Raw genomic sequence first — 24,520 nt, forward strand, 5'->3', positions numbered from 1 at the left:
TGATGAGCGGCCCGTACGACGTCCTCGTTCTCGGAGGGTCGGGCGTCGACACGATCGTGTACGTGCCCGAGCTCCCCCTGCCGTACGCGGACAGCTACATGATCCGGCCGGGCATCGAGACCCGCGCCGGGCAGACGGGCGACTTCGTGGCCCTGGGCCTGAGCTCACTCGGCCTGCGGACGCACCATCTCGACATGATCGGCGACGACTCGGCCGGCGACCTCGTCCGGACCTTCCACCGCGACCACGGCATCGCGTTCACGGAGGTGCTCCTGCCCGGTGGCACGAAACGGGCGGTCAACCTCGTCGGGCCCGACGGACGCCGGCTCTCGCTCTACGACGACAGCCGGTCCCGGGAGTCCGACCGACTGCCCGAGGAGCTGGTCCGCTCCCTCGCGTCGGCGAGCCGGCACGCCCACGTCTCGATCACGTACCCCTGCGCCTTCGCCCTTCCGCAGCTGCGTGAAGCGGGCCTCGGCATCTCCACGGACCTGCACAACTGGGACGGCGAGAACCCCTATCACGAGCCCTTCGCCTACGGCGCGGACCTCGTCTTCGTCTCCACCACGGCCCTGGCCGACCCGGAGCGGACCATGCGCCGGATCCTGGAGCGGGGCCGGGCCGAGGTCGTGGTCGCCACGGCGGGAGCCGAGGGCGCGTACGTCCTGACGGCCGACGGGCTCGTCCACGTCCCCGCCGTCGCGCCCCGCGCGCCGGTGGTCGACACCAACGGAGCGGGCGACGCCTTCGCCTCCGGCTTCCTCTTCGGCCGTCTCACCGGCGAGGACCTCGGCCGGTGCGCCCTCTACGGCGCGGTGGCCGGGGCCCACGCCTGCACCGTACCGGCCACCGGCGCCGACGCCATCGACCGCGCCGGACTCCTCAAGGTGGTCGCGGAACTGACGGACCCTCCGGTGCCCGGCGGCGACGTGGCCGACGAAAGGGCCGGGTCCGTCGGCTGACGGACCCGGCCCGAGCGCGTCGGCCGGACCTCGGCCGGCCGGACGCGGTCAGACGCGGTCGGCCGCGATCAGGACGTACTGGAAGGAGCCGTCCTTGTAGGAGTTGATGAACGCCTCCTCGATGCCGGTGACGAGGGACGAGGTGGCACGCAGCTCCCAGTACGGCAGGGTGTCGGGCGTCAGGTCGATGACGGCCTGCGGCACGAGACGGTTGTCGGCCATCGCGCGCAGGTACTCGCGGCGGGAGTGGATGTTGCACTCGAAGTGAGCGTTGATCTGGGAGACCCACTTCGAGGGCTGCCCGTACCGCGGGTTCCAGCAACCGGTGATGGTCACGTAACGGCCGCCGACCGCGAGGACGCGGGAGTGCTCGGCGAAGAGGTCGTGCAGGTCGACGTACATGCTCGACTCGTTGTTCCACGAGCCCGCGGCCTGTCCCGTCTCCAGGGGCATGTCCAGCATGTTGCAGACGCGGGCCCGCACATGGTCCTCGATGCCGAGTTCCTTGGCGCGCTGGTTGCCGAAGTCGGCCTGCTTCGCGGAGAGGGTGACGCCCTCGACCTTGCAGCCGAAGCGCTGGTGGGCCATGACCATCGAACCGCCGCGGCCGCAGCCGGCGTCCACGAGCGTGTCGTCACGCCCGATCGAGCCGAGGTGGTCCAGGAGCACCTCGGCCTGCGCGGACTCCAGCCGGTGCAGCTCGGTGATCAGCTTCTTCTCGTACTCGCTGTCCTCGATGTCCCCGAGGGCGGCGTGGTCGATGTCGCCGATGCCGTAGTGGTGGTGGTAGAGGCCGTCGACATCACCCAGGCGCAGGTTCACGGGCCTGGCCTCGTCGTTCCAGTAGCGGGCGATGTCGCCCTGGTAGGGCGTCGCCGGGGAGGGGACGAACGCGGAGGTGCCGTTGACGGTGGAGTACTCGGTGCTGGTCACAGATAATTCCGTTTCTTACCAGAAATCGGGCAGGCTGTATCGATAGGTGTTGGTCTGGTGCCAGTAGTGGTTGCCGTCGACCCACACGGCCACGCCCCGCAGGAAGCGCAGCACGCTCGGGACGGGGCAGGCGGCGGCGAGGTCGGCGGCCGCGGCCTCGAAGTCGCGCATGAGGTCGTTGTGGACCTCGACGGCCTTCAGGTACCCCTCCTTGTCGGAGAGGTTCTCCCGTTCGGCGATCACCACGGGCAGGTTCAGGTGCTTGCCGGGACTGGCGAGTTCCTTCGTGTACGAGTACAGGTCGTTCACGATGGTGGTGGCGTTCCCGGCGAGCGCGAGGACGCGCTGCATGGCCGGCTGGGCGTGCAGGTCCGCGGGCAGTTCGTAGCCGCCGACGGAGTCCGTGATGGTGGGGCAGGGGCGGAAGTTGTTGAACTGGCGCATCGCCAGGTACTCCCACACCTCCGGCACGTGGTTCGTCTCGGTCCAGGCCGCCTCGGCGAGGTACCCCAGGTGCAGCCGGGCCATGTCGTGCCGGTACCGGTCGGCCTGGGAGGGGGTGGCCTGGCCGGTGAAGTACTCCATGGCGGAGCGGTAGGCGCGCCGGGGGGCGTCCGCGTGGAGCGACTCCGCCCACGCCGGCTGGTACTCCCCCGTCGTGTGCAGCGGGTCGAGCGCGGTGTGCGCGAGGAGGAGGCGGCCGCCGAGACCGACGGGCGAACCGCCGTGGTCCTCGCAGTAGCAGTCGTCGACGGCGTTCTCGGCGACCATGAGGCGGGTGGCGAGCATGAGGTGCTCGACGGTCGGGGCGTCCGGGTGACAGGCGACCATGTAGCGCCCGACGGAGAAGCCGTCGAACTCGCCCTCCCAGTCCTCGGGGTAGAGCTGGACCTCGTCCTGGGCCCACGCCTTGATCCGGCGACTGACCTCGTCCACCCGCGCCGGGTCCGGTTCCGGTACGGGGTGGAAGTAGAGGCCCGGGATCGGTCGCCCCGCAACCGGTGCCCCGGGGGCCGGTGCCGCCTCGTGCCGGGCGAGGGACAGGGCCGCCGTGCCGAGCCCGGTGGGGCCGTGCGGGACCCATCCCAGGCCGGGGAGGGGCGGCGCGGCGGCGGTGGCTTCGGCGGTCGCGCCGGTGTCGGTGGGCTCGATGGGCGGGGCCGACCGGCCGAGGACGTGGGCCCCGAAGTGGGTGGCGGCGGTGGGCAGGCTCGACTGCAGAGGGGAAGGCCCGGGTTCGGGCATCCGTGACTCCTTGGTGAGGGGGTGAACTGTCCGGGCTCCCGGGCACGCTGGACCGGCCCGGGAGACCCCCGGGCCGTCGTTGCTGTCGTTGCTGTCGTTGCTGTCGTTGCTGTCGTTGCTGTCGCGGGGCGGCTCGCGCCCCGGACGCGGCCTAGTTAGTCGCGCCTGCGGGCGATCTGCACGTTCTCCAGGACCCCGAGCGCGTTGGGCACGAGGATGGCGGCGGAGTAGTACGTGGTGACGAGGTACGACATGATCGCCTGCTCGCTGATGCCCATGAAGCGCACCGACAGGCCCGGCTCGTACTCCTCCGGCAGTCCGGTCTGGCGCAGACCGATGACGCCCTGGTTGTCCTCGCCGAGGCGCATGGCGAGGATCGAGCTGGTGTTCTCCTTGGTGATGGGGATCTTGTTGCAGGGCAGGATCGGGACCCCGCGCCAGCCCAGGACCCGGTGCCCGTCGAGCTCGACGGTGTCCGGGTACAGCCCGTGGGCGTTCCACTCGCGTCCGATCGCGGCGATGGTCCGCGGGTGGGCGAGGAAGAGCTTGGTGGCGCGGCGGCGGCAGAGCAGCTCGTCGAGGTCGTCCGGGGTGGGCGGGCCGGAGTGGGTCTGGATCCGCTGCTTGAAGTCGGCGTTGTGGAGGAGGCCGAACTCCCGGTTGTTGATCAGCTCGTGCTCCTGGCGCTCGCGCAGCGCCTCGATGGTGAGCCTGAGCTGCTCCTCGGTCTGGTTCATCGGTCCGTTGTAGAGGTCGGCGACCCTCGTGTGGACCCGCAGCACGGTCTGCGCGACGGAGAGTTCGTACTCGCGCGGCTTGAGCTCGTAGTCGACGAAGGCGCCCGGCAGGTCGACCTCGCCGGTGTGGCCGGCCGACATGGCGATCTCGGCCTCGCCGTGACGGTTCTGCCGCTGCTGGGGGAGCGAGCTGAACTCCTCGATGTGGGCCTGGAGGGCCGGTGCGGAGGACAGCACGGCGGCGAACTCGGCCCGGGAGAGGGTGAGGAGGGTACCGGAGGTCTCGGCGGTGGCGGTGTAGTCCCATCGGGCGTCGGCGTCCAGAAGGGCGTTCTCACCGAACCGGTCACCGTCGGCGAGTACGGCCACGGCCACCTCGTCGCCGTACTTGCCGAGGGAGGTCTGCTTGATCCGGCCGTGGGCGATCAAGTGGATCTGCTCGGCGGGGGCGCCGCGCTCGACCAGTACCTCACCGACGCCGAAGTCGCGCTGGACGCACCGGGCGGCCAGTGCGTTCAGCACCTCCTCGTCCTCGAAGTCACGCAGCAGCGCGAGTTCGCCGAGTTCGCGGGGGATCACCCGGACGTGTGCACCGTCCTGGACGAACTCGACGCGACCGTCCCCGACCGTGTAGCTCAGTCGGCGGTTGACCCGGTAGGCGCCACCCTTGGTCTCCACCCAGGGGAGCATCCGCAGCAGCCAGCGGGAGCTGATCTCCTGCATCTGCGGGGCGGACTTGGTCGTGGTGGCGAGGTTCCGGGCGGCCGCGGTGCTCAGGCTGGACTGCTTCGGGGCGTCCAGCTGTGCGTCCGGGCTCGTGTCAACGGTCATGGGGGCGGGCTCTCCTTGGGAGGGGGGTGGTGGCGCGCGCACGGGTGCGCAAGCCGATGAGGAGGAGAAAGGGGAAGGAAAAGGAGGAAGGGGGTGAATCTCTGGGAATCCGTCCAGATCCGGGGGAACAGTAACGGTCGGTGATCCCGCCACGCCCGATCGGACCGGGGGCATTACCCCGAAACGGCGATCTTGCTCCGTGCGAGGTTTAACCGCGCGAACGGCGATTTTCGGCCCGACTCAACGGATCTCGCGTAGGCGCAAAGGGTGCCTTACTGCGACAAATGCCTACCACCGGGCTAGATTCGGCTAGCCCGGCGAACCCGTCGAAGAGGTAGGTCATGTCGAACGCCGATACCAGTACGGGTACCGCCACCGGTTCCACGCCCACCGCCAAGCTCACGCTCGTCACGCTCACCGCGATGGTCGTCGGGTCCATGGTCGGAGCCGGCGTGTTCTCGCTGCCGCGCCGGTTCGCGCAGGAGACCGGTGTCGCGGGCGCCCTGATCGCCTGGGCCGTCGCCGGCTGCGGCATGCTGATGCTGGCGTTCGTCTTCCAGACGCTCGCGGTGCGCCGCCCCGACCTGGACGCCGGTGTCTACGCGTACGCGAAGGCCGGCTTCGGCGAGTACCTGGGGTTCTTCTCGGCCTTCGGCTACTGGGCGAGCGCCTGTGTCGGCAACGTGACGTACTGGGTGCTCATCATGTCGACGATCGGCGCGATCGCGCCGGCGCTCGGCGACGGCGACACGGCCCTCTCCATCATCCTGTCCTCGGCCGGGCTGTGGGCGTTCTTCCTGCTCGTCAGGCGAGGGGTGAAGGAAGCCGCGGCGATCAACCGGATCGTGACCGTGGCCAAGGTCGTACCGATCATCGTCTTCGTCATCCTGGCCCTGTTCTATTTCAAGCCGTCCGTCTTCGCCGACAACTTCGGCGGCGCGGACTACGCCGGCTCGCTGTTCAACCAGGTCCGCGGCACCATGCTCGCCACCGTCTTCGTCTTCCTCGGCGTCGAGGGCGCCAGCGTGTACTCACGGCACGCCAAGCGCCGCGAGGACGTGGGCCGGGCCACGATCCTGGGTTTCCTCAGCGTCTTCGCCGTCTTCGCCTCGGTGACCATCGTGTCGTACGGGATCATGCCGATGAGCGAGATCGCCGAGCTGCGGCAGCCCTCCATGGCGGGTGTCCTGGAGGCCGCGGTCGGCAACTGGGGCCAGGTCTTCGTCAGCGTCGGCCTCATCGTCTCCGTACTCGGCGCCTATCTCGCCTGGACCCTCATGGCCGCCGAAGTGCTGTTCGTGGCGGCCAAGGACGAGGACATGCCGCGCTTCCTGGGGCGCTCCAGCGGCGACGACGTCCCCGTCCCGGCCCTTCTGATGACCACGGCCCTCAGCCAGGTCGTCCTGGTCGTCACGGCGTTCTCCGACGACGCCTTCAACTTCGCCCTGGACCTGACCAGCTCGCTCAGCCTGATCCCGTTCCTGCTGGCCGCCGGGTTCGCGGTGAAGATCGCCCTGCGGCCCGCGCAGGAGAAGGTGGCGGGGGAAAGCACCCGGCGGGAGCTGGTCGTCGCCATCCTCGCCACGGTGTACACCGCGTTCCTGCTGTACGCCGCCGGGCCCAAGTTCGTCCTGGTGTCCTTCATCCTCTACGCCCCCGCGACCTTCCTGTTCGTCAAGGCGAGGCGGGAACAGGGCAGACAGCTCTTCTCCGCGCGGGAGTTCGTGATCCTGGCCGTCTCCGTCGCCGGCGCGGTCCTGGGGATCGTGGCCCTCGCGACCGGCTGGATCAGCCTCTGAGCCAGGCCGGCCCCTTCACCTGTCCCCCGCCCCTGGAAAGGCCCGCCGCATGACCAGCAACGACGCTTCCGCCAAGCCCGCGCTCGGCGTGCACTCCGAGGTCGGACGACTCCGCAAGGTCCTCGTATGCTCCCCGGGGCTCGCCCACCGCCGGCTGACGCCGACCAACTCGGACGACCTCCTCTTCGACGACGTGATGTGGGTGGAGAACGCACAGCGCGACCACGCCGACTTCGTCAACAAGCTGACCCAGCGGGGCGTCGAGGTCGTGGAGCTGCACAACCTGCTCACCGAGACCATGGCCATCCCCGAGGCACGGGCCTGGCTCCTCGACCGGAAGATCACCGCGAACGAGGTCGGCCTGGGCCTCATCGACGACACCCGGGCCTTCCTCGACTCCCTCGCACCGCGCGATCTGGCCGAGTACCTCATCGGCGGTCTGTCGACGGCCGACCTGCCCGACGCGTTCCGTTCCGGATACGTCTCCCTGGCCCGCGAGGCGACGGGGGCGCGCGAGTACCTGATGCCACCGCTGCCGAACACGCTCTACACCCGGGACACCACCTGCTGGCTGTACGGCGGGGCGACCCTGAACCCGCTGTACTGGCCCGCCCGGCACGGCGAGACCCTCCTCATGAAGGCGGTCTACTCCTTCCACCCCGACTACGCGGACGCCACCGTCTGGTGGGGCGACCCCGAGGAGGACTGGGGCCAGGCCACCTTCGAGGGCGGCGACATCATGCCCGTCGGCAACGGTGTCGTCCTCATGGGCATGAGCGAACGCACCTCGCGCCAGGCCATCACCCAGGTGGCCGCCTCCCTCTTCAGGAACGGCGCCGCCGAGCACGTCATCGTCGCCGGCATGCCGAAGCTGCGCTCCGCGATGCACCTGGACACCGTCTTCACCTTCGCCGACCGTGACATCGTCACGCTGTACCCGAAGATCATGGACGCGGTCCACACCTTCTCGCTGCGCCCCGGCGACAAGGCGCCCGGGGTCGAGATCACCGACGAGGGCAGCAAGCCCTTCGTCGACGTGGTCGCCAAGGGCCTCGGCCTGCCCCAGCTCCGGGTGATCGAGACCGGCGGCGACGTGTACGCCTCCGAGCGGCAGCAGTGGGACAGCGGCAACAACGCCGTCGCCCTCGAACCCGGTGTCGTCTTCACGTACGACCGCAACACCCAGACCAACACGCTGCTGAGGAAGGCGGGCGTCGAGGTCATCACCATCGTCGGCGCCGAACTCGGCCGGGGGCGCGGCGGCGGCCACTGCATGACCTGCCCGCTCGTCCGGGACGCGGTCGACTTCTGAGGACGCGGAGAACCGGCCGCCCCTCCCGGGGCCGGCCGGTTCTCCGCGTTCCTCTCGCGGTGGGCGACGGGGGTGCGCGTCAGTCGTCGCTCGCGGCGGGGCCGGCCAGCTGCGTGGCGAGTTCGCGTTCGCTCTGCTCCGGGAGCGAGGTCTTGAGCACCGTTCCCCCGAACTGCTCCATGGCGGAGGCGAACGTGTCCTCGGTGACCTTCGAGGCCATGATCACGACGGCGGCCGAGCCGGGTTCGAGCAGTGACCGGACCTTCTCGCGGAAGGAGTTGTCGACGCCCATCTGGTTCAGCTTGCCGATGAGCCCCCCGACGGCGGCGCCCACGACGCCGATTCCCGGGGTGAGGATCAGCATGCCGAGGACCATGCCCCACAGGGCGCCGGCGGTGGCCGAGAGGGCCGCCTTGCCCTCCCTCTTGCCCGGGGTGTCCACATGGGTCTCGCCGTCCGCGTCCACGGAGACGACGGCGAGGCCCTTGAGTTCGACCACGTGGCTGTCCTCCAGCTCCTGGACCGCGGCGAAGGCCCGGCGCGCGACAGCGGGATCGTCGTAGCCGAGGACGATGAGTTCGGACATGCGGTTCTCCTCCTGTGTCGGTACCGCTTCTGTCGGTACCGCTTCCGTCAGTACCTCTGGGCCTTGACGAGCTTCGGGGTCAGCACCGGCTCCGCGGGCTGCCGGCTGATGACCACCGGCTGCTCGCGTCCGCCGGGTTCGAGGTCCTCGACGCCGACGAACTGCGTCTCGACGGCCTTGCCCGAGGGGTCGAGGAAGTCGACCTGGACGGCGTAGGAGGCTTCCTCGTCCGTCTTGTTGGTGATGTTCAGGACGACGGCGAGGCGGCCGCCGGTGTCGGCCCGGGGCTTGCCCGTCATGGCGACCTCGTTCAGGGCGTTGCCCCGCCCCTGCACGTCCTTCAGGGCGTCCTCGGCCTCCTGGCGCGAACGCTCGATCTCGGCCCCGATGGACGCCTTGCGCGATGCCTCACGCTCGGATGCCGAGGCCGCGGCGGAGGAGGCGGAGGCGCGCGCCGACTCGACCGCCTCCGCCGCCGAGGAGGCGAGGGCCGACGGCGGTTCACCCGTGAAGCCGCCCGTGTCGGGGGCCGTGACGCGTGGGCTGAACGTGGGGCCGCCGGTGTCGTCGCCGCCGGTGTCGCAGGCCACCAGGCCGGTCGCGCCGAGGGCGACGGCGATCACGGCCGCGGCCGCGCTCGCCGCGCGTGCGCGCGCCGTTGAAGGGTTCACGGGATGCGTCCTCTTCTCGTTTCCGTGCCGTGGTCGTGCTCGGGTCAGTGGTCGGGGTCGGGTCGTGGTCGGGGTCAGGGCGGGTCGTGGTCGGAGTCGGGGTCAGGGCGGGTCGTGGTCGGAGTCGGGGTCAGTAGCGGAGTACGCCGGCGATGCGGTCCATGTCGAGCAGGGTGTCGTCGCGTACGAACTGGACCTCGGCTCCGGTGTCGAGGGCCCGCTCGACGATCTCGTCGACCATGTCGTCCCGCGCCCCGGCCTCGGAGGGTTCGGCGGGCTCCAGATGGCCGCCGTCGTCGCGTACGACGGGCCGGTAGTGGTCCTCGACGGCGAGCAGCCGGACCCGGCCCTCCTTCACGGCCTGCCACACCTCGTCGATCCCTCCGGCGTACTCCCGCCGCCCGCGGGCGGCGTCGAGTTCGGCGACGACCGTGGTCGACGCGGCGGCCTCGCGGGCGACGCGGGCGGGCTCGAGGGCCTCCCGCACCGCCGTGGCCGGTCCTCGCGCGAGCCCGCCGTGCTGGACCGGCGTGGTGCCCGGCAGGAGCGGCCCGGTCTCCTCCAGGAGGGCGAGGGCGGCGGGTTCACCGACCACGTACAGCGGGCGTGGCCGGGCGGCGAGGACCGCGCGCAGTGCCTGGTGCGCCTCGCGCAGGAACTGCCGGGTGGCCTCGTCCCGGAAGGTGCTGGGCACCTCGCCGACGCGTTCCTCGCGTTCCACGTCCTGGGGGTCGAGGTCGCGCGTGAACGGGAAGCCGTCTCCGGTGTGCTCGGTGACCCGCTCGGGGTCGCCGCTCCACAGCGAGACCCGGTCGGCCGCCACGGCGAGCGTCCAGGAGGGCTGTTCGGCGGCCTGGGCGGCGACGAGGTTCCGGGTGAGGAAGGTGTCGGCGAGGACGACGCGCTCCGGGACCGTCCGGGCCACCGACCACACGTGGTACTCCCCCGGCGCGACGAAGATCACCAGACCGTCCTCGGCGTGCGCGAGGTCGACCTCGGCCACCGCCCGCCGCAGCTGGTCCAGGACGTCGGCGCGCCGCTCCCGGGTCACCGCCGGGTCGTCGTGGACAGCCTTCTCCGCCGCGGCCACGAGGTTGCGGAGGCGTACGAGGTCCTGCGCGTTCTCCGGTTCGCGGCGGTGCGTCGGCATCACGAGGGAGACGGCGGGGTACGGGCGGGGCTGTCGCAGCTTCGCGAGCACGTCGCTGTTGAGCGCGGGGTCCATGGGGCAGCCTTCCTGGCGGTTCCGGCGGTTCCGGCGGTTCTGCGGGGAGGTCCGGGCAGGTGGACACGGGGCCGGGCGGGTGGGTACGGCCGGGCGGGGGTCACGGCCGGGCCGGTCGGGGCGGCTACTGGGGCCCGGCGAGCTGGTCGGCCAGTTCCTTCTCGTCCTCGTCGCTGAGCGAGGTCTTGAGGACGGTGCCGCCGTGCGGCTGCATGGCCACCGTGAACTTGTCGTCGGTGATCTTCGACGCCATGATCACGACGGCGGCCGCGCCGGGCGTGAGGAGGTCCTCCACCTGCCGGCGGAACCGATCGTCGACTCCGGACTTGCTGAGCTTGCCGACGAGGCCGCCGAAGGCCGCTCCGGTCAGGAGGCCGACCCCCGGCAGCAGGAAGAGAATGCCGAAGATCGCTCCCCACAGGCCCCGGAGGCGGCGGAGACGCCGACGATGCGGCTGGTGGTGTCGACGTGCGTCCTGCCGTCGGCGTCCACGGAGACGACGGCGAGACCGTTCAGATGCACCACGTAGTCGCGTTGCAGATCCTGCACCGTGGCGAACGCCCGCTCGGCCGCTTCCTGGTCGTCGTACCCGATGACGATGAGCTCAGACATTCCCGCCTCCTGTAGCGGCGGCAGCGCGCCGGACGTCCGCGTCGCCCTGCGGTGGAGAGGCCCGAGCGACCTCTCCGGGGGCCACAAAATGTCATCTTGTACCGATATACACACCCTCGCGACTCGATGGTTCCCCTCAGCGGGCGTACGGGCGATCCCCGCCGCCCCCCCGCTCGTACCGCACGCTGCTCGACCGGGGACGGTCGGGCTCGGGGGCGCGACCGCGAAGTGCCCCGCCTCCATCTGCCTGAAGCAGACGGAGGCCGCGCACTTCGGTCTCGGGGTCCTCGTGATCAACGGCTGGGTCCTGCAGAACCCGTCGTTCTCCGGTTACGCGGCGATCCAGGCCTACCTTCCCTCCAAGCGTCTCGCCCTCGCCGTCTCCACGACGAAGACCTCGACCACGCCCGACGGCAACACGGCCGAAGTGGTCGCCCGGCGCATCGCCGCCGCCCGGAGGCCCCGCTCGGGGTCGGCTGACGGGTCCGGACGGGGGTGCGCCGGCCGGGCGGCACCCCTGTCTGAGTAGCGGTACTCATGCCAGGGCCCGGCCCCGGCGGGACCATGTCGCCAGGGTGTGAACCGGCTCGGAGGGGGCGGCATGAGCAAGGTCGTGGGTGTGTTCGTGGCTGCGGGGCTCGCGGTCGGCGCGCTGGTGCTGGCGTACGCGGTGGGGGCACCGCCCGGCACGGTGCTCGCCGTGGGGGCGGGCGTCCTCGGGCTGCTCTGGCTCCTGCTGCTCCTCACGGCCCCGTGGAATCTGTACTTCCGGGCCCATGCGGTGCTGGCCGAGATCGCCCTCAGCAGGGAGAAGGGCCTCGCCGTCGCCGGGGAGCGGGACACCGAGGCACGGCGCATCGCGCGCGTGATGCTGCGGGTCGCCGTCGCCGGGCACGGGGTGACGGCGGCCCTCGCGCTCGCCGTCGCCGTCGCGACCGGCCGCGAGGCGGCCTACTGGTGTGCCGGGTTCTTCCTCCTGAGTACGTCCTTCAGGCCGGCCGGCGCGTACTTCGGGCAGTTGCGGGGCCGGCTCGGCGTGCTCCTGAGAGAGGTGACGTTCCCGCGTGACGACGTGGTGGCGCTGACCGGGCGCGTCGCGGCGCTCGAGAACGGTGCCACGGTCCTGGACGACAAGGCGGAGGAGCAGTACCGGGCCCTCGCCGAGCTGCGCCGTACGGTCGACGCCGTCGCGCTCTCCGCGGACCGGCGTGCCGACGGGACCGACCGGAAGGTCGCCGCGCTGGCGCGGGAGTTCGAGGCGACGGTGAACCGGCTCACCGACAACGAGGAGATCATCACCGGTCTGAAGGCCTTCCTGAGGCTCCTGCGCGCCACGGACGTCGCCGACGGCTCCGCCTCCTCGTGAGGTGCTCACACAGTGCCCCGGGCCGCTGTGTGATCGGTGTTACGGGCCATGATCGACCCGGTTGACACAGGTGTAACGGGGATTGCGTACGGTCGGGGCTCGAACGGTTCCACAGAGAGGCGCCCCGGTGACCCCACAGGACTCGGCGGACCCCCGGGGCGGTACGGCCGCACAGGTGCGGACCGTCTGCTCGTACTGCGGTGTGGGGTGCGGCCTGCTCCTCGACGTCGGCGCGGGGCCCGACGGGCGCCGTACGGTCCTCAGGGCGACGGGCGACAAGGACCACCCGGCCAACCGGGGGCGGCTCTGCACCAAGGGCGCCACCACCGCCGACCTACTCGCCGCCCCGGGCCGCCTGACCACCGCGCTCGTACGGGAGGAGCGGGGCGCCGACCCCGTGCCCGCGGACACCGACCGGGCCGTCGTCGAGACCGCCCGCCGGCTGCGGGCGATCGTCGACGAGCACGGGCCCGACGCGGTCGCGCTCTACGTCTCGGGTCAGATGAGCCTGGAGGCGCAGTACCTCGCCAACAAGCTGGCGAAGGGCTTCATCGGTACCAACCAGATCGAGTCCAATTCCCGGCTCTGCATGGCGAGCGCCGGCACCGGCTACAAGCTCTCCCTCGGCGCCGACGGGCCGCCCGGCTCCTACGACGACCTCGACAAGGCGGACGCCTTCCTCGTCATCGGCTCCAACATGGCCGACTGCCACCCCATCCTGTTCCTGCGCATGATGGAGCGGGTCAAGGCGGGGGCGAAGCTGATCGTCGTCGACCCCCGGCGCACCGCCACCGCCGACAAGGCCGACCTCTTCCTGCGGATCAGACCGGGCACGGACCTCGCGCTGCTCAACGGACTGCTGCACCTGCTGCACGAGAACGGGCACACCGACCCCGACTTCGTCGCCGCGCACACCGAGGGGTGGGAGGCGATGCCGCCGTTCCTCGCCGACTACCCGCCGCACGCGGTCGCCCGTATCACCGGCATACCCGAGGAGGACATCCGTACCGCCGCCGAGTGGATCGGCACGGCGGCCGAATGGACCAGTTGCTGGACCATGGGCCTCAACCAGTCCACCCACGGCACCTGGAACACCAACGCCCTGGTCAACCTGCATCTGGCGACGGGCGCCATATGCCGTCCCGGCTCGGGCCCCTTCTCCCTGACCGGTCAGCCCAACGCCATGGGTGGACGCGAGATGGGGTACATGGGCCCCGGCCTGCCCGGGCAGCGCTCGGTCCTGGTCGCGGAGGACCGGGCGTTCACCGAGGAGCTGTGGGACCTGCCGCCGGGCACGATCCGCGAGGACGGCTCGGGGCGGGGCACGGTCGACCTCTTCCGGCGCATGGCGGACGGCGAGGTCAAGGCGTGCTGGATCATCTGCACCAACCCGGTCGCCTCCGTCGGCAACCGCTCCACCGTCGTCGACGGCCTGCGGGCGGCCGAACTCGTCATCACCCAGGACGCGTTCGTGGAGACCGAGACCAACGCCTACGCGGACGTCGTGCTGCCCGCCGCCCTCTGGACCGAGACCGAGGGCGTCCAGATCAACAGCGAGCGCGGCCTCACCCTCACCCGGCCCGCCGTCGACCCGCCGGGCGAGGCCCTCGCGGACTGGCGGATCATCGCCCGCGTCGCCTGCGAGATGGGGTACGAGAAGGCGTTCGCGTACGACAGCGCCGAGGAGATCTTCGACGAGATCAGACGGGCGGGGAACCCGAAGACCGGATACGACCTGAGCGGGGTGTCGTACGAGCGACTGCGTGCCACCCCCGTCCAGTGGCCCGCCGCGCCCGGGGGCCCCGCGCGGAACCCGATCCGGTACGTCTCCGGTGACGGCGCGGGGCCCGTCTTCCCGACGGCGAGCGGCCGTGCTGTCTTCCACGCCCGGCCGCACATCGACCCGGCCGAGATGCCCGACGACGCCTATCCGTTCGTCCTCAACACCGGCCGCCTCCAGCACCAGTGGCACACCCTCACCAAGACGGGGAGGGTCGCCAAGCTCAACCGGCTCAACCCGGCGCCGTTCGTCGAACTGCATCCCGAGGACGCCCTGCGGCTCGGCATCGCGGAGGGCGACCCCGTGGAGATCGCCTCGCGGCGCGGCAGGGCCGTGCTCCCGGCGGTGGTCACCGACCGGGTCGGTCCCGGCAACTGCTTCGCCCCCTTCCACTGGAACGACCTCTTCGGCGAGGACCTGTGCGTCAACGCCGTCACCCAGGACGCCGTCGATCCCCTCTCCTTCCAGCCCGAGCTGAAGGTGTGCGCGGTGGCGCTGGCGAAGGCGGCGGCTCCGGCGGCCGTGGTTCCGGCGGTCCGGGTTCCGGCGGCTTCGGTACCGGCCGTGGTTCCTTCCGCCGTCGTCCCTGCCGCCTCCGTGGTCCCACAGGTGGTGATTCCCGGCGGTGGTCCGACGGCCGGGTCGGCCGCCGTCTTCGGCCTCGAACCGACCCCGCCGCCCGCCCTGACCGCCGAGGAGCGGCAGTACCTCGTCGGCTTCCTCGCCGGTCTGGAGACGGGCGCGCCGGGGGTACCGGTGCTGCCGCCCGGCGCGCCCTTCCGTGAGGATCACGCCCGCTGGGTGAACGGCGTCCTGGCCGGGCTCTGCTCCCGTGCGCCGCAGGCCCCGGCCGCCGGCGGGACGGACACGGCGGGCCGCGAGGTCGTCGTGCTGTGGGCCTCCCAGACCGGGAACGCCGAGGTCTTCGCCGCCGCCACCGCCGAGCGGCTGCTCTCGGCGGGCCATCGGACCGCGCTCGCGGGCATGGACGAGACCGACCTAGGCGCGTTGCCGCCCGCGGCCGACCTCCTCCTGATCACCAGCACGTTCGGGGACGGGGACGCGCCCGACAACGGCTCCGGGTTCTGGGACGCGCTCGCCGCGCCCGACACCCCGCGCCTGGACGGTCGCCGCTATGCCGTGCTCGCGTTCGGGGACTCGTCGTACGGCGACTTCTGCGGGCACGGGCGGCGCCTCGACCGGCGCCTCGACGAGCTCGGGGGCGTCCGCCTGGCCCCCCGTACCGACTGCGAACCCGACTACGAGCCCTCCGCCCTCGCCTGGCTCGACCAGGTCCTCGCCGGTCTGTCCGAGGCGACGGAGGCCGCGCCGGCCCCCCTCTCCCCCGCCTCCGCCCCCGCGCGCCGGCCGGGGCCTGCCACCACGCCCGCCCGGCTCGTCGGGAACCGGCTGCTCAGCCGGCCGGGGGCGGGCAAGGAGGTCCGCCGGTTCACCTTCGACACGAGCGAGACCGGGACGCCGCTCGGCTACGAGAGCGGCGACGCCCTCGGCGTGCAGCCCGTGAACTGCCCGGAGCTCGTCGCCGAATGGCTGGCCGTGACCGGTCTCGACGCGGACGCCCCCGTGGAGCTGCCCGGAACCGGCCCGGTGCCCTTCGGCGAGGCACTGCACCGGCATCTGGACATCACCGGCGTCTCGTCCGCGCTCCTCGGCTTCGTCTCCGACCGGACCGGCGACAACCGGGACCTGAAGAGGCTCCTGCGGCCCGACAACAAGGACGGGCTCGCCCAGTGGACGTGGGGCCGGCAGGCCGTGGACGTCCTGGCCGAGCATCCCGTCCGCGCCTCCGCGCAGGAGTGGGCCGATGTCCTCGGCCGCCTCAGGCCCCGGCTGTACTCGATCTCGTCCAGTCCGCTCACCGACCCCCACCGGGTGTCGCTGACCGTCTCCGTCGTCCGCTACGAGAACCGTCACGGACGGCCCCGCAAGGGCGTCTGCTCGCCGTTCCTCGCCGACGCCGAACCCGGCGCGGAGGTCCCGGTCCTCGTCCAGCGCGCTCCGCGTTTCCGGCCCCCGGCGGACCCCACGACGCCGATGGTGATGGTGGGTCCCGGCACGGGCGTGGCGCCCTTCCTCGGGTTCCTCGAGGAGCGCCGGGCGCTCGGCCACCGGGCTCCGAACTGGCTCTTCTTCGGTGAGCAGCACCGCGCCACCGACTTCTACTACGAGGAGGAGCTCACCGCCCTCCTCGCCGACGGCACCCTGGACCGGCTCGACACCGCCTTCTCCCGCGACCAGCGCGCCAAGGTCTACGTCCAGGACCGGATGCGGGAGCACGGACCGCAGCTGTGGTCCTGGCTCCAGTCCGGCGCGCACTTCTACGTGTGTGGGGACGCCGCCCGGATGGCGAAGGACGTCGACCGCGCCCTGCGCGACATCGCCGTCACCCACGGCGGCCTCGACGAGGAGTCGGCGGGGGTGTACGTCAAGCAGCTGGCCGCCGACAAGCGGTACGTCCGGGACGTGTACTGAGTCCGGCGCCGGGGGCTCGGCGGCGTCACCCGCTTGCCGGTCTGCAGGTTGACGCTAATGTCGATATATGGCTACATGCGCATCTTGGTTGCCGCGCTCCCGCGGCGGCGGGGTGGGGGCGTACGGAAGGAGCCTCCCATGACCCGTACATTGCGTGGCGCGATAGCCCTGGCCGGAGCGACCGCCCTCTGTCTCGGAGCGGTGGCGACCAGCGGGGCGAGCCAGCAGGGTTCGGCGTCGGCGGCCCAGGGCGAGGTGAAGATCGGCCTGCTGCTGCCGGAGAGCAAGACCACGCGGTACGAGAAGTTCGACCGGCCGTACATCGAGGCCAAGATCAAGGAACTCGCGCCCGACGCCCAGATCGACTACTACAACGCCGCCGAGAGCGCCACCACCCAGCAGCAGCAGGTGAACACGGCGCTCGCCAAGGGCGACAAGGTCCTCATCCTGGACGCCGTGGACGCGAAGTCGATCCAGTCGTCGGTGCAGAAGGCCCGTGACGCGGGTGTGAAGGTCGTCGCCTACGACCGCCTCGCGCAGGGCCCGGTCGACGCGTACGTCTCGTACGACAACCGCAAGGTGGGCGAGCTGCAGGGCCAGGCGCTCCTCGACGCGCTCGGCGACAAGGCCGGGAGCGGCGAGATCGTGATGCACAACGGGTCGCCGACCGACCCGAACGCGGCGGAGTTCAAGGCCGGGGCGCACTCGGTCCTGGACGGCAAGGTGAAGATCGGCAAGGAGTACGACACGCCGAACTGGGACCCGAACAACGCCAACCAGCAGATGTCCGGTGCGATCAGCGCCCTGGGCAAGGACAGGATCGTCGGTGTCTACTCGGCCAACGACGGACTGGCCGCCGGCATCGCCACCGCCCTGAAGGCGGCGGGCATGAACGTGCCGCTGACCGGCCAGGACGCGCAGCTCGACGCGATCCAGCGGATCCTGCTCGGCACCCAGACGATCACGGTCGAGAAGCCGTACAAGCCGGAGGCCGACATCGCGGCCACGATGGCCGTGAACCTCGCCGAGGGCAAGCCGATCCCGGCCGACCTGACGCCCACGACCGTCACCAGCGGCAGTGGCGAGAAGGTTCCCGCCAACCTCCTGACCCCGGTCGTGGTCGACAAGGGCAACATCAAGGACACCGTCGTGAAGGACGGCCTGTACACGGTCAAGGAGATCTGCACCCCGACGTACGCCGCGGCCTGCAAGGCGGCCGGCCTCCAGTAGCCGCGCGGTCTTCCATCCCGGTGGGGCGGAGCGGCCCGTGCGAGCGGGCGAGCGGAGGAGGCGGTTCCGTTGCCGGAGTCACCTGTGTCGGAGTCACCGCTGTCGGGGTCACCTGTGCTGACCCTGCGGGGGATCTCCAAACGGTTCGGCGCGGTCCAGGCGCTGAAGGGGTTCGACCTGGACGTGCACGCCGGTGAGGTGGTCGCGCTCGTCGGTGACAACGGCGCCGGCAAGTCCACCGCCGTCAAGGCGATCGCCGGGGTGAACCCGCCCGACGAGGGTGTCATCACCTGGGAGGGCCGCCCGGTCTCCATCCACCGGCCGCACGACGCCCAGAACCTCGGGATCGCCACGGTCTACCAGGACCTGGCCCTGTGCGACAACCTCGATGTCGTCGCGAACCTGTTCCTCGGCCGGGAGCTGCGCCGCTTCGGCGTCCTCGACGAGGTGCGCATGGACCAGCGTGCGCGCGAGCTGCTCGACACCCTGTCCATCCGCATCCCGAGCGTACGCATCCCCGTCGCCTCCCTCTCCGGCGGTCAGCGTCAGACGGTGGCGATCGCGCGCTCGCTGATCGGCGCGCCGAAGGTCGTCATCCTGGACGAGCCCACGGCCGCTCTGGGCGTGGAGCAGACCGCCGAGGTCCTCGACCTGGTCGAGCGGCTCCGCGGTCAGGGCCTCGGCACCATCCTGATCAGCCACAACATGGTGGACGTGATGGCCGTCGCCGACCGGATCGCCGTGATGCGCCTCGGCCGGAACAACGGCTTCTTCGACAAGCGGTCCACGTCCACCGAGGAGATCATCTCCGCCATCACGGGCGCCTCCGACAGCGCCGTCACCCGCCGCCAGGCCCGTAAGCGGGAGGAGGGCGAGGAGCGATGAGCCGCGACCGCGACGCCCAGGAGCCGGCGCCCGGCGCCGTCCCCGCCGTCGACACGCGTCTCCTCGTCCGGGAGGAGGGCCTCAAGGGGTACCTGGGTGAGTTCCGGCGCAAGCTGCGCAGCGGTGAGCTGGGCTCGCTGCCCGTCGTGCTCGCCGTGATCATCATCTGGACGGTCTTCGGCAGTCTGAACAGCACGTTCCTCTCGGCCCAGAACCTCTCCGACCTGAGTCAGCAGATCGTCGGCACCGGCATGATCGCCGTCGGGATCGTCTTCGTGCTGCTGCTCGGCGAGATCGACCTCTCGGTCGGCTCGGTCAGCGGGCTCTGCGCCGCGATCTTCGCGGTGCTCAACGTCCTGAACGGCATGAACGAGTGGCTGGCGCTCCTGGTCGCCGTCGCGGGCGGGGCGGCCGTCGGGCTCATCCACGGCTTCTTCTTCGCGAAGGTCGGCGTGCCGGCGTTCGTGGTCACCCTCGCGGGCAATCTCGCCTGGAACGGGCTGATGCTCCAGGTGCTCGGCACCAGCGGCACGGTCAACATCCCGAGCGAGAGCGTCGTGTCGAAGCTCTACTCGACGATCTTCCACAGTCCGGCCGCCGCCTATGTGACGGCGGCCGTCGGGGTCGCGCTGTTCCTGGCGGCCTCGCTCCTGGACGCCAGGCGCCGCCGGGCGGCCCGGGTGCCGTTCCGGCCGGTCGCCGAGATCGTGCTGCGTACGGTCGTCATCGCCGCGCTCGCCTTCGCCGCCGCGTACATCCTCAACCAGTACCAGGGGCTCCCCCTGGCGCTGCTGATCTTCCTGATCCTGCTGGTGCTCCTGGACTTCGTGCTGCGGCGCACCACGTACGGCCGTCGGATCTTCGCGGTGGGCGGCAACATCGAGGGCGCGCGCCGGGCCGGCATCAGCGTGCCGTTCGTCCGGATGTCCGTCTTCTCGATCGCCGGGACCATGGCGGCGATCGGCGGAATCTTCCTGGCGGGCCAGATCCAGTCGGCGAGCCAGACCTCCGGCGGCGGCAACCTCCTGATGAACGTCATCGCCGCCGCCGTCATCGGTGGCACGAGCCTCTTCGGTGGCCGCGGCTCGGTCTGGTCCGCCCTGCTCGGCGCGCTGGTGATCGGCTCCATCCAGTCGGGCATGAACATCATGGGCGTCAGCAACGCCGTCCAGTTCATGATCACGGGCTCGGTCCTGCTCGCGGCCGTGGTCGTGGACTCCCTGTCCCGCCGGAGCCAGAAGGCTGCCGGCAGGGCGTGACCGGACTACTTCGAGGTGTCCGTAGGGCCGGGGCCGATGCGGAGCTCGAAGTCGCCGTCGTACTGCTCGTGGCCCGCGATCACGGCGAGTTCGACGACTTCGAGGCCCACCTCGCCCCGGACGATGAGCGGGTCCTCGCGCAGGTCGCGCATGAGTGCCACGCACATGCCGATCATGACGAGACCGAACGGCGCGGCCACCAGGATCGTGAGGTTCTGCAGGCCGGCCAGGGCGTCGCCCTGGCCGTCGCCGATGAGGAGCATGATGGCGGCGACCGCTCCGGTCACCACGCCCCAGAACACGACGACGGGGCGGGTGGGCTCGAAGGCGCCACGCTGGGACAGCGTGCCCATGACGATCGAGGCGGCGTCCGCGCCGGACACGAAGAAGATGCCCACGAGGATCATCACGAGAAGGCTCATCGCGCCGGCGATCGGGAACTCCTGGAGCACGCCGAAGAGTTGCCCCTCCGGGGTGGTCTCCCCCGCGAGTTCGCCCTGTTCGCTGAGCTTCATCGCCGTGCCGCCGAAGACGGCGAACCACACCAGGCTGACGGTGCTGGGCACCAGGATGACTCCGCCGACGAACTGGCGGATGGTCCGGCCCCGGCTGATCCGCGCGATGAACATTCCGACGAAGGGCGTCCAGGAGATCCACCAGGCCCAGTAGAAGACCGTCCAGCTGCCGAGCCAGTCGTGGATGTTCGCGCCGCTGGTCGCCTCGGTGCGGCCGGCGAGCTGCGGCAGGTCGCCGATGTACGCGGCGAGCGAGGTGGGCAGCAGGTCGAGCACGATGATGGTGGGGCCGGCCACGAACACGAAGACGGCGAGCACGGCGGCCAGCACCATGTTGGTGTTGGAGAGCCACTGGATGCCCTTCTCCACACCGGACACGGCGGAGAGGACGAACGCGGCGGTCAGGACCGCGATGATGGCGACGAGCAGCCCGGTGCCGGTCTTCTCCATCCAGCCCAGTTCCTGGAAGCCGCTGCCGATCTGGAGCGTGCCGAGGCCCAGCGAGGCCGCGGAGCCGAACAGGGTGGCGAAGATGGCCAGGATGTCGATGAACCGGCCGGGCCCGCCGTACGCCCGCCGCTCGCCCATCAGGGGGACGAAGACGGCGCTGATCGTCTGGCGGCGGCGCCGCCGGAACGTGGAGTACGCGATGGCGAGTCCCACGACGGCGTAGATCGCCCACGGGTGGAGCGTCCAGTGGAAGAGCGTGGTGGCCATGGCGGTCTGCATACGCTCGGCCGAGTCGGCGGGGTGGGTGCCGGGCGGCGGGGTGGCGTAGTGGGCGAGCGGCTCGCTCACGCCGTAGAACATGAGGCCGATACCCATACCCGCGCTGAACATCATGGCGATCCATGACACCGTGCGGAACTCCGGGCCCTCGCCCTCCTGGCCGAGGGTGATCCGCCCGTAGCGGCTGATGGCCAGCCAGAGCGCGAAGACGACGAAGCCGGACGCGGCCAGCATGAACGCCCAGCCGCCGTTGGTGATCAGCCCTTCGAGGAGTCTGCTCGACGTGCTCTCCAGGCTCTCCGTGGCCGTGGCGCCCCAGACGACGAAGGCGACCGTGAGGACGGCGCTGACCCCGAACACGATCCGGTCGGTACGGGCGCGATGGTGGTGGTCGGGGCGACGGGGCAGGTTCGCCGTCACCGACAACCGTCGCTTGGCGCCCCGCTCGGCGCCCCGCTCGGCGCCGGCTCCGCGGCCCTCCGGCCTCTGATCCTCCTGCAACAGATGACACCTTTCCCTGCGGTACGACGGTACGGAACTACGCGATCTCGGCATGACGCCATAAAGGTGACGATGTCCTGGTAAGGCAGTACCACAGTCGAGGCCGAACTCCGGGGACCAACAGACCTCCACGGCCTCACCGATGACCGTCGGCGGGCCGACGTATCCTCGGCCCCGGGGCTCCCCGAACGCAGGGCGGAAGAGAACGGAAGAGGTCGGCACAGGTGGCGGACAGACACGGGACCGGCTCGACGACCGGGGGCGGCGGCTCGGTTCCGCTCAGTACGCGCGCGCGTGAGGCCGTCCTTCAACGGATCGTCGACCGGCGGTACGCACAGGGGGCCCGGCTCGTGGAGCGGGAGGTCGCCGAGGAGCTCGGCATGTCCCGCGTCCCGGTGCGCGAGGCACTGCGCGCGCTGGTCACCGAAGGGCTGCTCGAACTGCTCCCGCACAGCGGCGTCCGTGTGCGCCGCCTCGCGCGCACCGACGTGGAGCACCTCTACGAGGTGTGGGAACCGCTGGCGGTCCAGGCCTCCCGGCTCGCCGCACGGGCGCGCGCGGCGGGCGACACGCAGGGCGTCTCCGCCCTCCGGGCCGCGCTCCGGCAGGCCGAGTCGGCTGCCGCGGCGGACGAGGGGACGCGCGAGGTGGCCGCCCACACGGCGTTCCACGAGTGCGTCGTCGCCATGTCGGGCAACCCCCTGCTGGCCCGCACCATGGAGCAGCTGAGCTGGCAGCTGCGGCTCGTGTTCGGGCTGCGCGAGGAACCCGAGCACATGCGGGCCCAGCACGCCGAGATGTACCGGCACATCGAGGCGGGAGACATGGAGGCGGCCGCGGCCAGCACGCTGCTGCACGTGCGGGACAGCAGGGCCGTCGCCCTGCGGTCCATGTTCGGCGACGCCTGACGTCGTTCGGCGTCGCCTGACTCTATTCGTATACCAAGGAGCGCGTTCACGCATCCATGCGTGACATCGAAGGCCTTGGAACGGGTGTTTGTGCAGGGAGGGACGGTCGGTCTTGTCCGGCGCCTGAGGTTGGTATACAAAATGGAGACCCCCCCGACCTCTTCCTCCTCACCCGCCCTCTCAGGAGTCCCCGTGCAGCCCTCCTCGTCCTCCCCCGGCGCGGTCTCCCGCCGTTCCATGCTCGCCGGTGCCGCCGCCCTCGCCGGTGCGACGGCCACTGCGGCCGCCACGGCCGTGCCCGCCCAGGCCATGTCGGCTTCCGCTTCCACCCCCACGGCCGATTCCGCTTCCGCCTCCGCTTCCGCCGACGTGGCGGCCTCCGCCGACTCGGGGCGCCGCGCTCGGGCCGTGGAGGGCGTGGCGGAGGCCCGGGAGCGGCTGCGCCACGCGCTCGACGTCCAGATCGTCGCCTTCCCGCAGCACGGCGTCGTCCGCACCCCGGGCACGGCGGCGCTGCTCGAGAAGGCCGCGCGCGAGGGGCTGATCGACATGATCGGCGGCATCGACCCGATCGGCTTCGACGAGGCTCTCGACGAGCAGCTCGACGTGGTCTTCGGCATCGCGGACCGCCACGGCGTGGGCGTGGACATCCATCTGCACGATCGCGGCGAGAAGGGCATGAAGGCCATGCGCGGCATCGTCGACCGGACGCGCGCCCTCTCCCTCGCCGGAAAGGTGACGGTCAGCCATGTGTTCTGCCTGCCCGGCCTGTCGGACCGTGAACTCGGGTCCATCGCGGCCGACTTGGGTGAGCAGGACATCGCCCTTACGACGGTCTCGCCGTCCGACTCCCTGGTCCTGCCGATCGCCCGTCTGCGTGAGCACGGGGTGCGGGTCGGGCTCGGATCCGACGGTGTGCGCGACTCCTGGAGCCCCTTCGGCAACGCCGACATGATGCACCGCGCGCACATCCTCGGGTGGGTGACGGACGTACGCCTCGACGAGGAGCTGACGGGCTGTTACGACGTGGCGGCGCACGGCGGTGCGGACGTGATGGGTCTCGCGCACGCCGACTTCACAGCGGGCTCGCCGGCCGACTTCGTCCTGGTCCGGGGTGAGTGCCTGCCGCAGGTCGTCGTGGACACGCCCCGCCGGGACATGGTGGTGCACGGTGGTGTCGTCGTGGCCCGTGACGGGGAGTTCGTCGGCTGAGCGTCGCCGAGCCGAGGGCCGGCCGGACACCCCCACGGGTGCCCGGCCGGCCGTCTTGGCCCACGGGGTCTACAGGTACGGCCGCGTGATCAACTCGAAGGCGTGACCGGCGGGGTCCTTGAAGTAGACGCCCCGACCGCCGTGTTCGGTGTTGGTCTCACCGGGACGCTGCATCTGCGGGTCGGCCCAGTGCTCGATCCCCTGGTCGCACAGCCGCCCGTACGCGCGGTCGAACAGCTCGTCGTCGACGAGGAACGCGTAGTGCTGCATCTGGATCTCGACCGGGGGCTCGGCGAACTGGATGAGCACGCCGTCGGCGAGCTGGACGTTGAGGAAGGGGCCCCAGGACGGCGCTTCGGGGAGTTCCAGCAACTCCCGGAAGAACTTCGCCGATTCGTGGCGGTCCTTGGCGGCGATGATGGTGTGGTTGAACGTGACTGCCATGTGGATGACCTCGCTGTTGATTCGACACGGAAACGGACTCGCAGTGCTTGAGCACTGGGGAGGTCCGCGTGCCGAACCGAGGGGGTGCTTGCGGCGCACCCGCTGAGCGATCAGTCGTCCACCGGATGGCCCGTCTGTGTATGGCGTCGAGTCGCCGGTCCGGTGTTCACGTCGAGCGACGCTACTTGATCAAGGGCGGAGTGGCAAGGGATCGGGACTGCCGGCCGTTCCCATCACCGCCCTTGCGCGAACCCTTGCCACGCTTCGGAGGGCACCCTATCGTCC

At 71.0% G+C, this 24,520-nt stretch carries 21 protein-coding genes; 11 read left to right on the forward strand and 10 right to left on the reverse strand.

Going from position 1 to position 24,520, the window contains the following annotated elements; genetic code table 11:
* Window positions 1-2 precede the first annotated feature (2 nt).
* On the forward strand, window positions 3-962 hold the full coding sequence (locus tag ACIRB7_RS13080; protein ID WP_403597661.1) for an adenosine kinase: 960 nt from the start codon (window positions 3-5) through the stop codon (window positions 960-962).
* A 48-nt stretch (window positions 963-1,010) separates the two neighbouring features.
* Here the strand turns inward: ACIRB7_RS13080 and ACIRB7_RS13085 are convergent, their stop codons facing one another.
* From ACIRB7_RS13085 to ACIRB7_RS13095, 3 genes are all read right to left on the reverse strand, one after another.
* The gene (locus ACIRB7_RS13085) at window positions 1,011-1,895 is read right to left on the reverse strand and encodes a geranyl diphosphate 2-C-methyltransferase (protein ID WP_403596651.1); all 885 of its coding nucleotides are present in this window, start codon (window positions 1,893-1,895) and stop codon (window positions 1,011-1,013) included.
* A 15-nt stretch (window positions 1,896-1,910) separates the two neighbouring features.
* Complete coding sequence (locus tag ACIRB7_RS13090) at window positions 1,911-3,140, reverse strand: family 2 encapsulin nanocompartment cargo protein terpene cyclase (RefSeq protein WP_403596654.1); 1,230 nt, start codon at window positions 3,138-3,140, stop codon at window positions 1,911-1,913.
* A 155-nt stretch (window positions 3,141-3,295) separates the two neighbouring features.
* Window positions 3,296-4,708 carry a family 2B encapsulin nanocompartment shell protein gene (locus ACIRB7_RS13095; RefSeq protein WP_403596656.1) on the reverse strand — a complete coding sequence of 471 codons (1,413 nt, stop codon included), beginning with the start codon at window positions 4,706-4,708 and terminating at the stop codon, window positions 3,296-3,298.
* A 341-nt stretch (window positions 4,709-5,049) separates the two neighbouring features.
* On the opposite strand from ACIRB7_RS13095, the gene ACIRB7_RS13100 reads away from it, so the two are divergent.
* Both ACIRB7_RS13100 and ACIRB7_RS13105 read left to right on the forward strand, forming a co-directional pair.
* Window positions 5,050-6,507 carry a basic amino acid/polyamine antiporter gene (locus tag ACIRB7_RS13100; protein WP_403596659.1) on the forward strand — a complete coding sequence of 486 codons (1,458 nt, stop codon included), beginning with the start codon at window positions 5,050-5,052 and terminating at the stop codon, window positions 6,505-6,507.
* A gap of 49 nt (window positions 6,508-6,556) precedes the next feature.
* Window positions 6,557-7,819 carry an arginine deiminase gene (locus ACIRB7_RS13105; RefSeq protein ID WP_403596660.1) on the forward strand — a complete coding sequence of 421 codons (1,263 nt, stop codon included), beginning with the start codon at window positions 6,557-6,559 and terminating at the stop codon, window positions 7,817-7,819.
* Window positions 7,820-7,898: 79 nt separating this feature from the next.
* Here ACIRB7_RS13105 and ACIRB7_RS13110 read toward each other — a convergent pair whose 3' ends face one another.
* The 5 genes from ACIRB7_RS13110 to ACIRB7_RS13130 all read right to left on the reverse strand — a co-directional run bounded on the left by ACIRB7_RS13110 (window position 7,899) and on the right by ACIRB7_RS13130 (window position 10,913).
* The gene (locus tag ACIRB7_RS13110) at window positions 7,899-8,405 is read right to left on the reverse strand and encodes a DUF1269 domain-containing protein (RefSeq protein ID WP_403596663.1); all 507 of its coding nucleotides are present in this window, start codon (window positions 8,403-8,405) and stop codon (window positions 7,899-7,901) included.
* Between the two features lie 47 nt (window positions 8,406-8,452).
* Window positions 8,453-9,076, reverse strand: a complete 624-nt coding sequence (locus ACIRB7_RS13115; RefSeq protein ID WP_403596665.1) for a hypothetical protein — start codon at window positions 9,074-9,076, stop codon at window positions 8,453-8,455.
* A 130-nt stretch (window positions 9,077-9,206) separates the two neighbouring features.
* Complete coding sequence (locus ACIRB7_RS13120) at window positions 9,207-10,301, reverse strand: chemotaxis protein (RefSeq protein ID WP_403596667.1); 1,095 nt, start codon at window positions 10,299-10,301, stop codon at window positions 9,207-9,209.
* A gap of 124 nt (window positions 10,302-10,425) precedes the next feature.
* The gene (locus ACIRB7_RS13125; protein ID WP_403597664.1) at window positions 10,426-10,722 is read right to left on the reverse strand and encodes a DUF1269 domain-containing protein; all 297 of its coding nucleotides are present in this window, start codon (window positions 10,720-10,722) and stop codon (window positions 10,426-10,428) included.
* Window positions 10,668-10,913 (reverse strand): DUF1269 domain-containing protein, encoded by a 246-nt coding sequence (locus ACIRB7_RS13130; protein WP_403596670.1) that lies wholly within the window; start codon window positions 10,911-10,913, stop codon window positions 10,668-10,670. Before ACIRB7_RS13130 ends, ACIRB7_RS13125 begins: the two co-directional genes overlap by 55 nt.
* 88 nt (window positions 10,914-11,001) lie before the next feature.
* Here ACIRB7_RS13130 and ACIRB7_RS13135 point away from each other — a divergent pair, with 88 nt between their 5' ends.
* The 6 genes from ACIRB7_RS13135 to ACIRB7_RS13160 all read left to right on the forward strand — a co-directional run bounded on the left by ACIRB7_RS13135 (window position 11,002) and on the right by ACIRB7_RS13160 (window position 19,926).
* Window positions 11,002-11,442: a hypothetical protein gene (locus ACIRB7_RS13135; protein WP_403596672.1), complete on the forward strand. Its 441-nt coding sequence runs from the start codon at window positions 11,002-11,004 to the stop codon at window positions 11,440-11,442.
* A gap of 72 nt (window positions 11,443-11,514) precedes the next feature.
* The gene (locus ACIRB7_RS13140) at window positions 11,515-12,279 is read left to right on the forward strand and encodes a hypothetical protein (protein WP_403596673.1); all 765 of its coding nucleotides are present in this window, start codon (window positions 11,515-11,517) and stop codon (window positions 12,277-12,279) included.
* A gap of 127 nt (window positions 12,280-12,406) precedes the next feature.
* A complete protein-coding gene (locus tag ACIRB7_RS13145; RefSeq protein WP_403596675.1) occupies window positions 12,407-16,552 on the forward strand; it encodes a molybdopterin-dependent oxidoreductase in 4,146 nt (1,381 codons plus the stop codon).
* 138 nt (window positions 16,553-16,690) lie between these two features.
* Window positions 16,691-17,782, forward strand: coding sequence for a sugar ABC transporter substrate-binding protein (locus ACIRB7_RS13150; protein WP_403596678.1), 1,092 nt, complete (start codon window positions 16,691-16,693; stop codon window positions 17,780-17,782).
* 99 nt (window positions 17,783-17,881) lie between these two features.
* Complete coding sequence (locus tag ACIRB7_RS13155; protein ID WP_351215717.1) at window positions 17,882-18,667, forward strand: ATP-binding cassette domain-containing protein; 786 nt, start codon at window positions 17,882-17,884, stop codon at window positions 18,665-18,667.
* Window positions 18,664-19,926 carry a sugar ABC transporter permease gene (locus ACIRB7_RS13160; protein WP_403596681.1) on the forward strand — a complete coding sequence of 421 codons (1,263 nt, stop codon included), beginning with the start codon at window positions 18,664-18,666 and terminating at the stop codon, window positions 19,924-19,926. The genes ACIRB7_RS13155 and ACIRB7_RS13160 overlap by 4 nt, the downstream gene beginning before the upstream one ends.
* A 5-nt stretch (window positions 19,927-19,931) precedes the next feature.
* On the opposite strand, the gene ACIRB7_RS13165 is transcribed toward ACIRB7_RS13160, so the two are convergent.
* The gene (locus ACIRB7_RS13165; RefSeq protein ID WP_403597667.1) at window positions 19,932-21,674 is read right to left on the reverse strand and encodes a BCCT family transporter; all 1,743 of its coding nucleotides are present in this window, start codon (window positions 21,672-21,674) and stop codon (window positions 19,932-19,934) included.
* A 221-nt stretch (window positions 21,675-21,895) separates the two neighbouring features.
* Between ACIRB7_RS13165 and ACIRB7_RS13170 the strand changes: the two genes are divergently transcribed.
* Both ACIRB7_RS13170 and ACIRB7_RS13175 read left to right on the forward strand, forming a co-directional pair.
* Window positions 21,896-22,579, forward strand: a complete 684-nt coding sequence (locus ACIRB7_RS13170; RefSeq protein ID WP_403596683.1) for a GntR family transcriptional regulator — start codon at window positions 21,896-21,898, stop codon at window positions 22,577-22,579.
* Window positions 22,580-22,771: 192 nt separating this feature from the next.
* Entirely contained in the window at window positions 22,772-23,791 is a 1,020-nt protein-coding gene (locus ACIRB7_RS13175; RefSeq protein ID WP_403596686.1) for an amidohydrolase family protein, read from the forward strand.
* A gap of 69 nt (window positions 23,792-23,860) precedes the next feature.
* Here the strand turns inward: ACIRB7_RS13175 and ACIRB7_RS13180 are convergent, their stop codons facing one another.
* A complete protein-coding gene (locus ACIRB7_RS13180; RefSeq protein WP_403596689.1) occupies window positions 23,861-24,235 on the reverse strand; it encodes a VOC family protein in 375 nt (124 codons plus the stop codon).
* Window positions 24,236-24,520 lie beyond the last annotated feature (285 nt).

Origin of the sequence: Streptomyces sp. NPDC093795 (assembly GCF_044764665.1) — a bacterium.
Classification (GTDB): Bacteria; Actinomycetota; Actinomycetes; order Streptomycetales; family Streptomycetaceae; genus Streptomyces.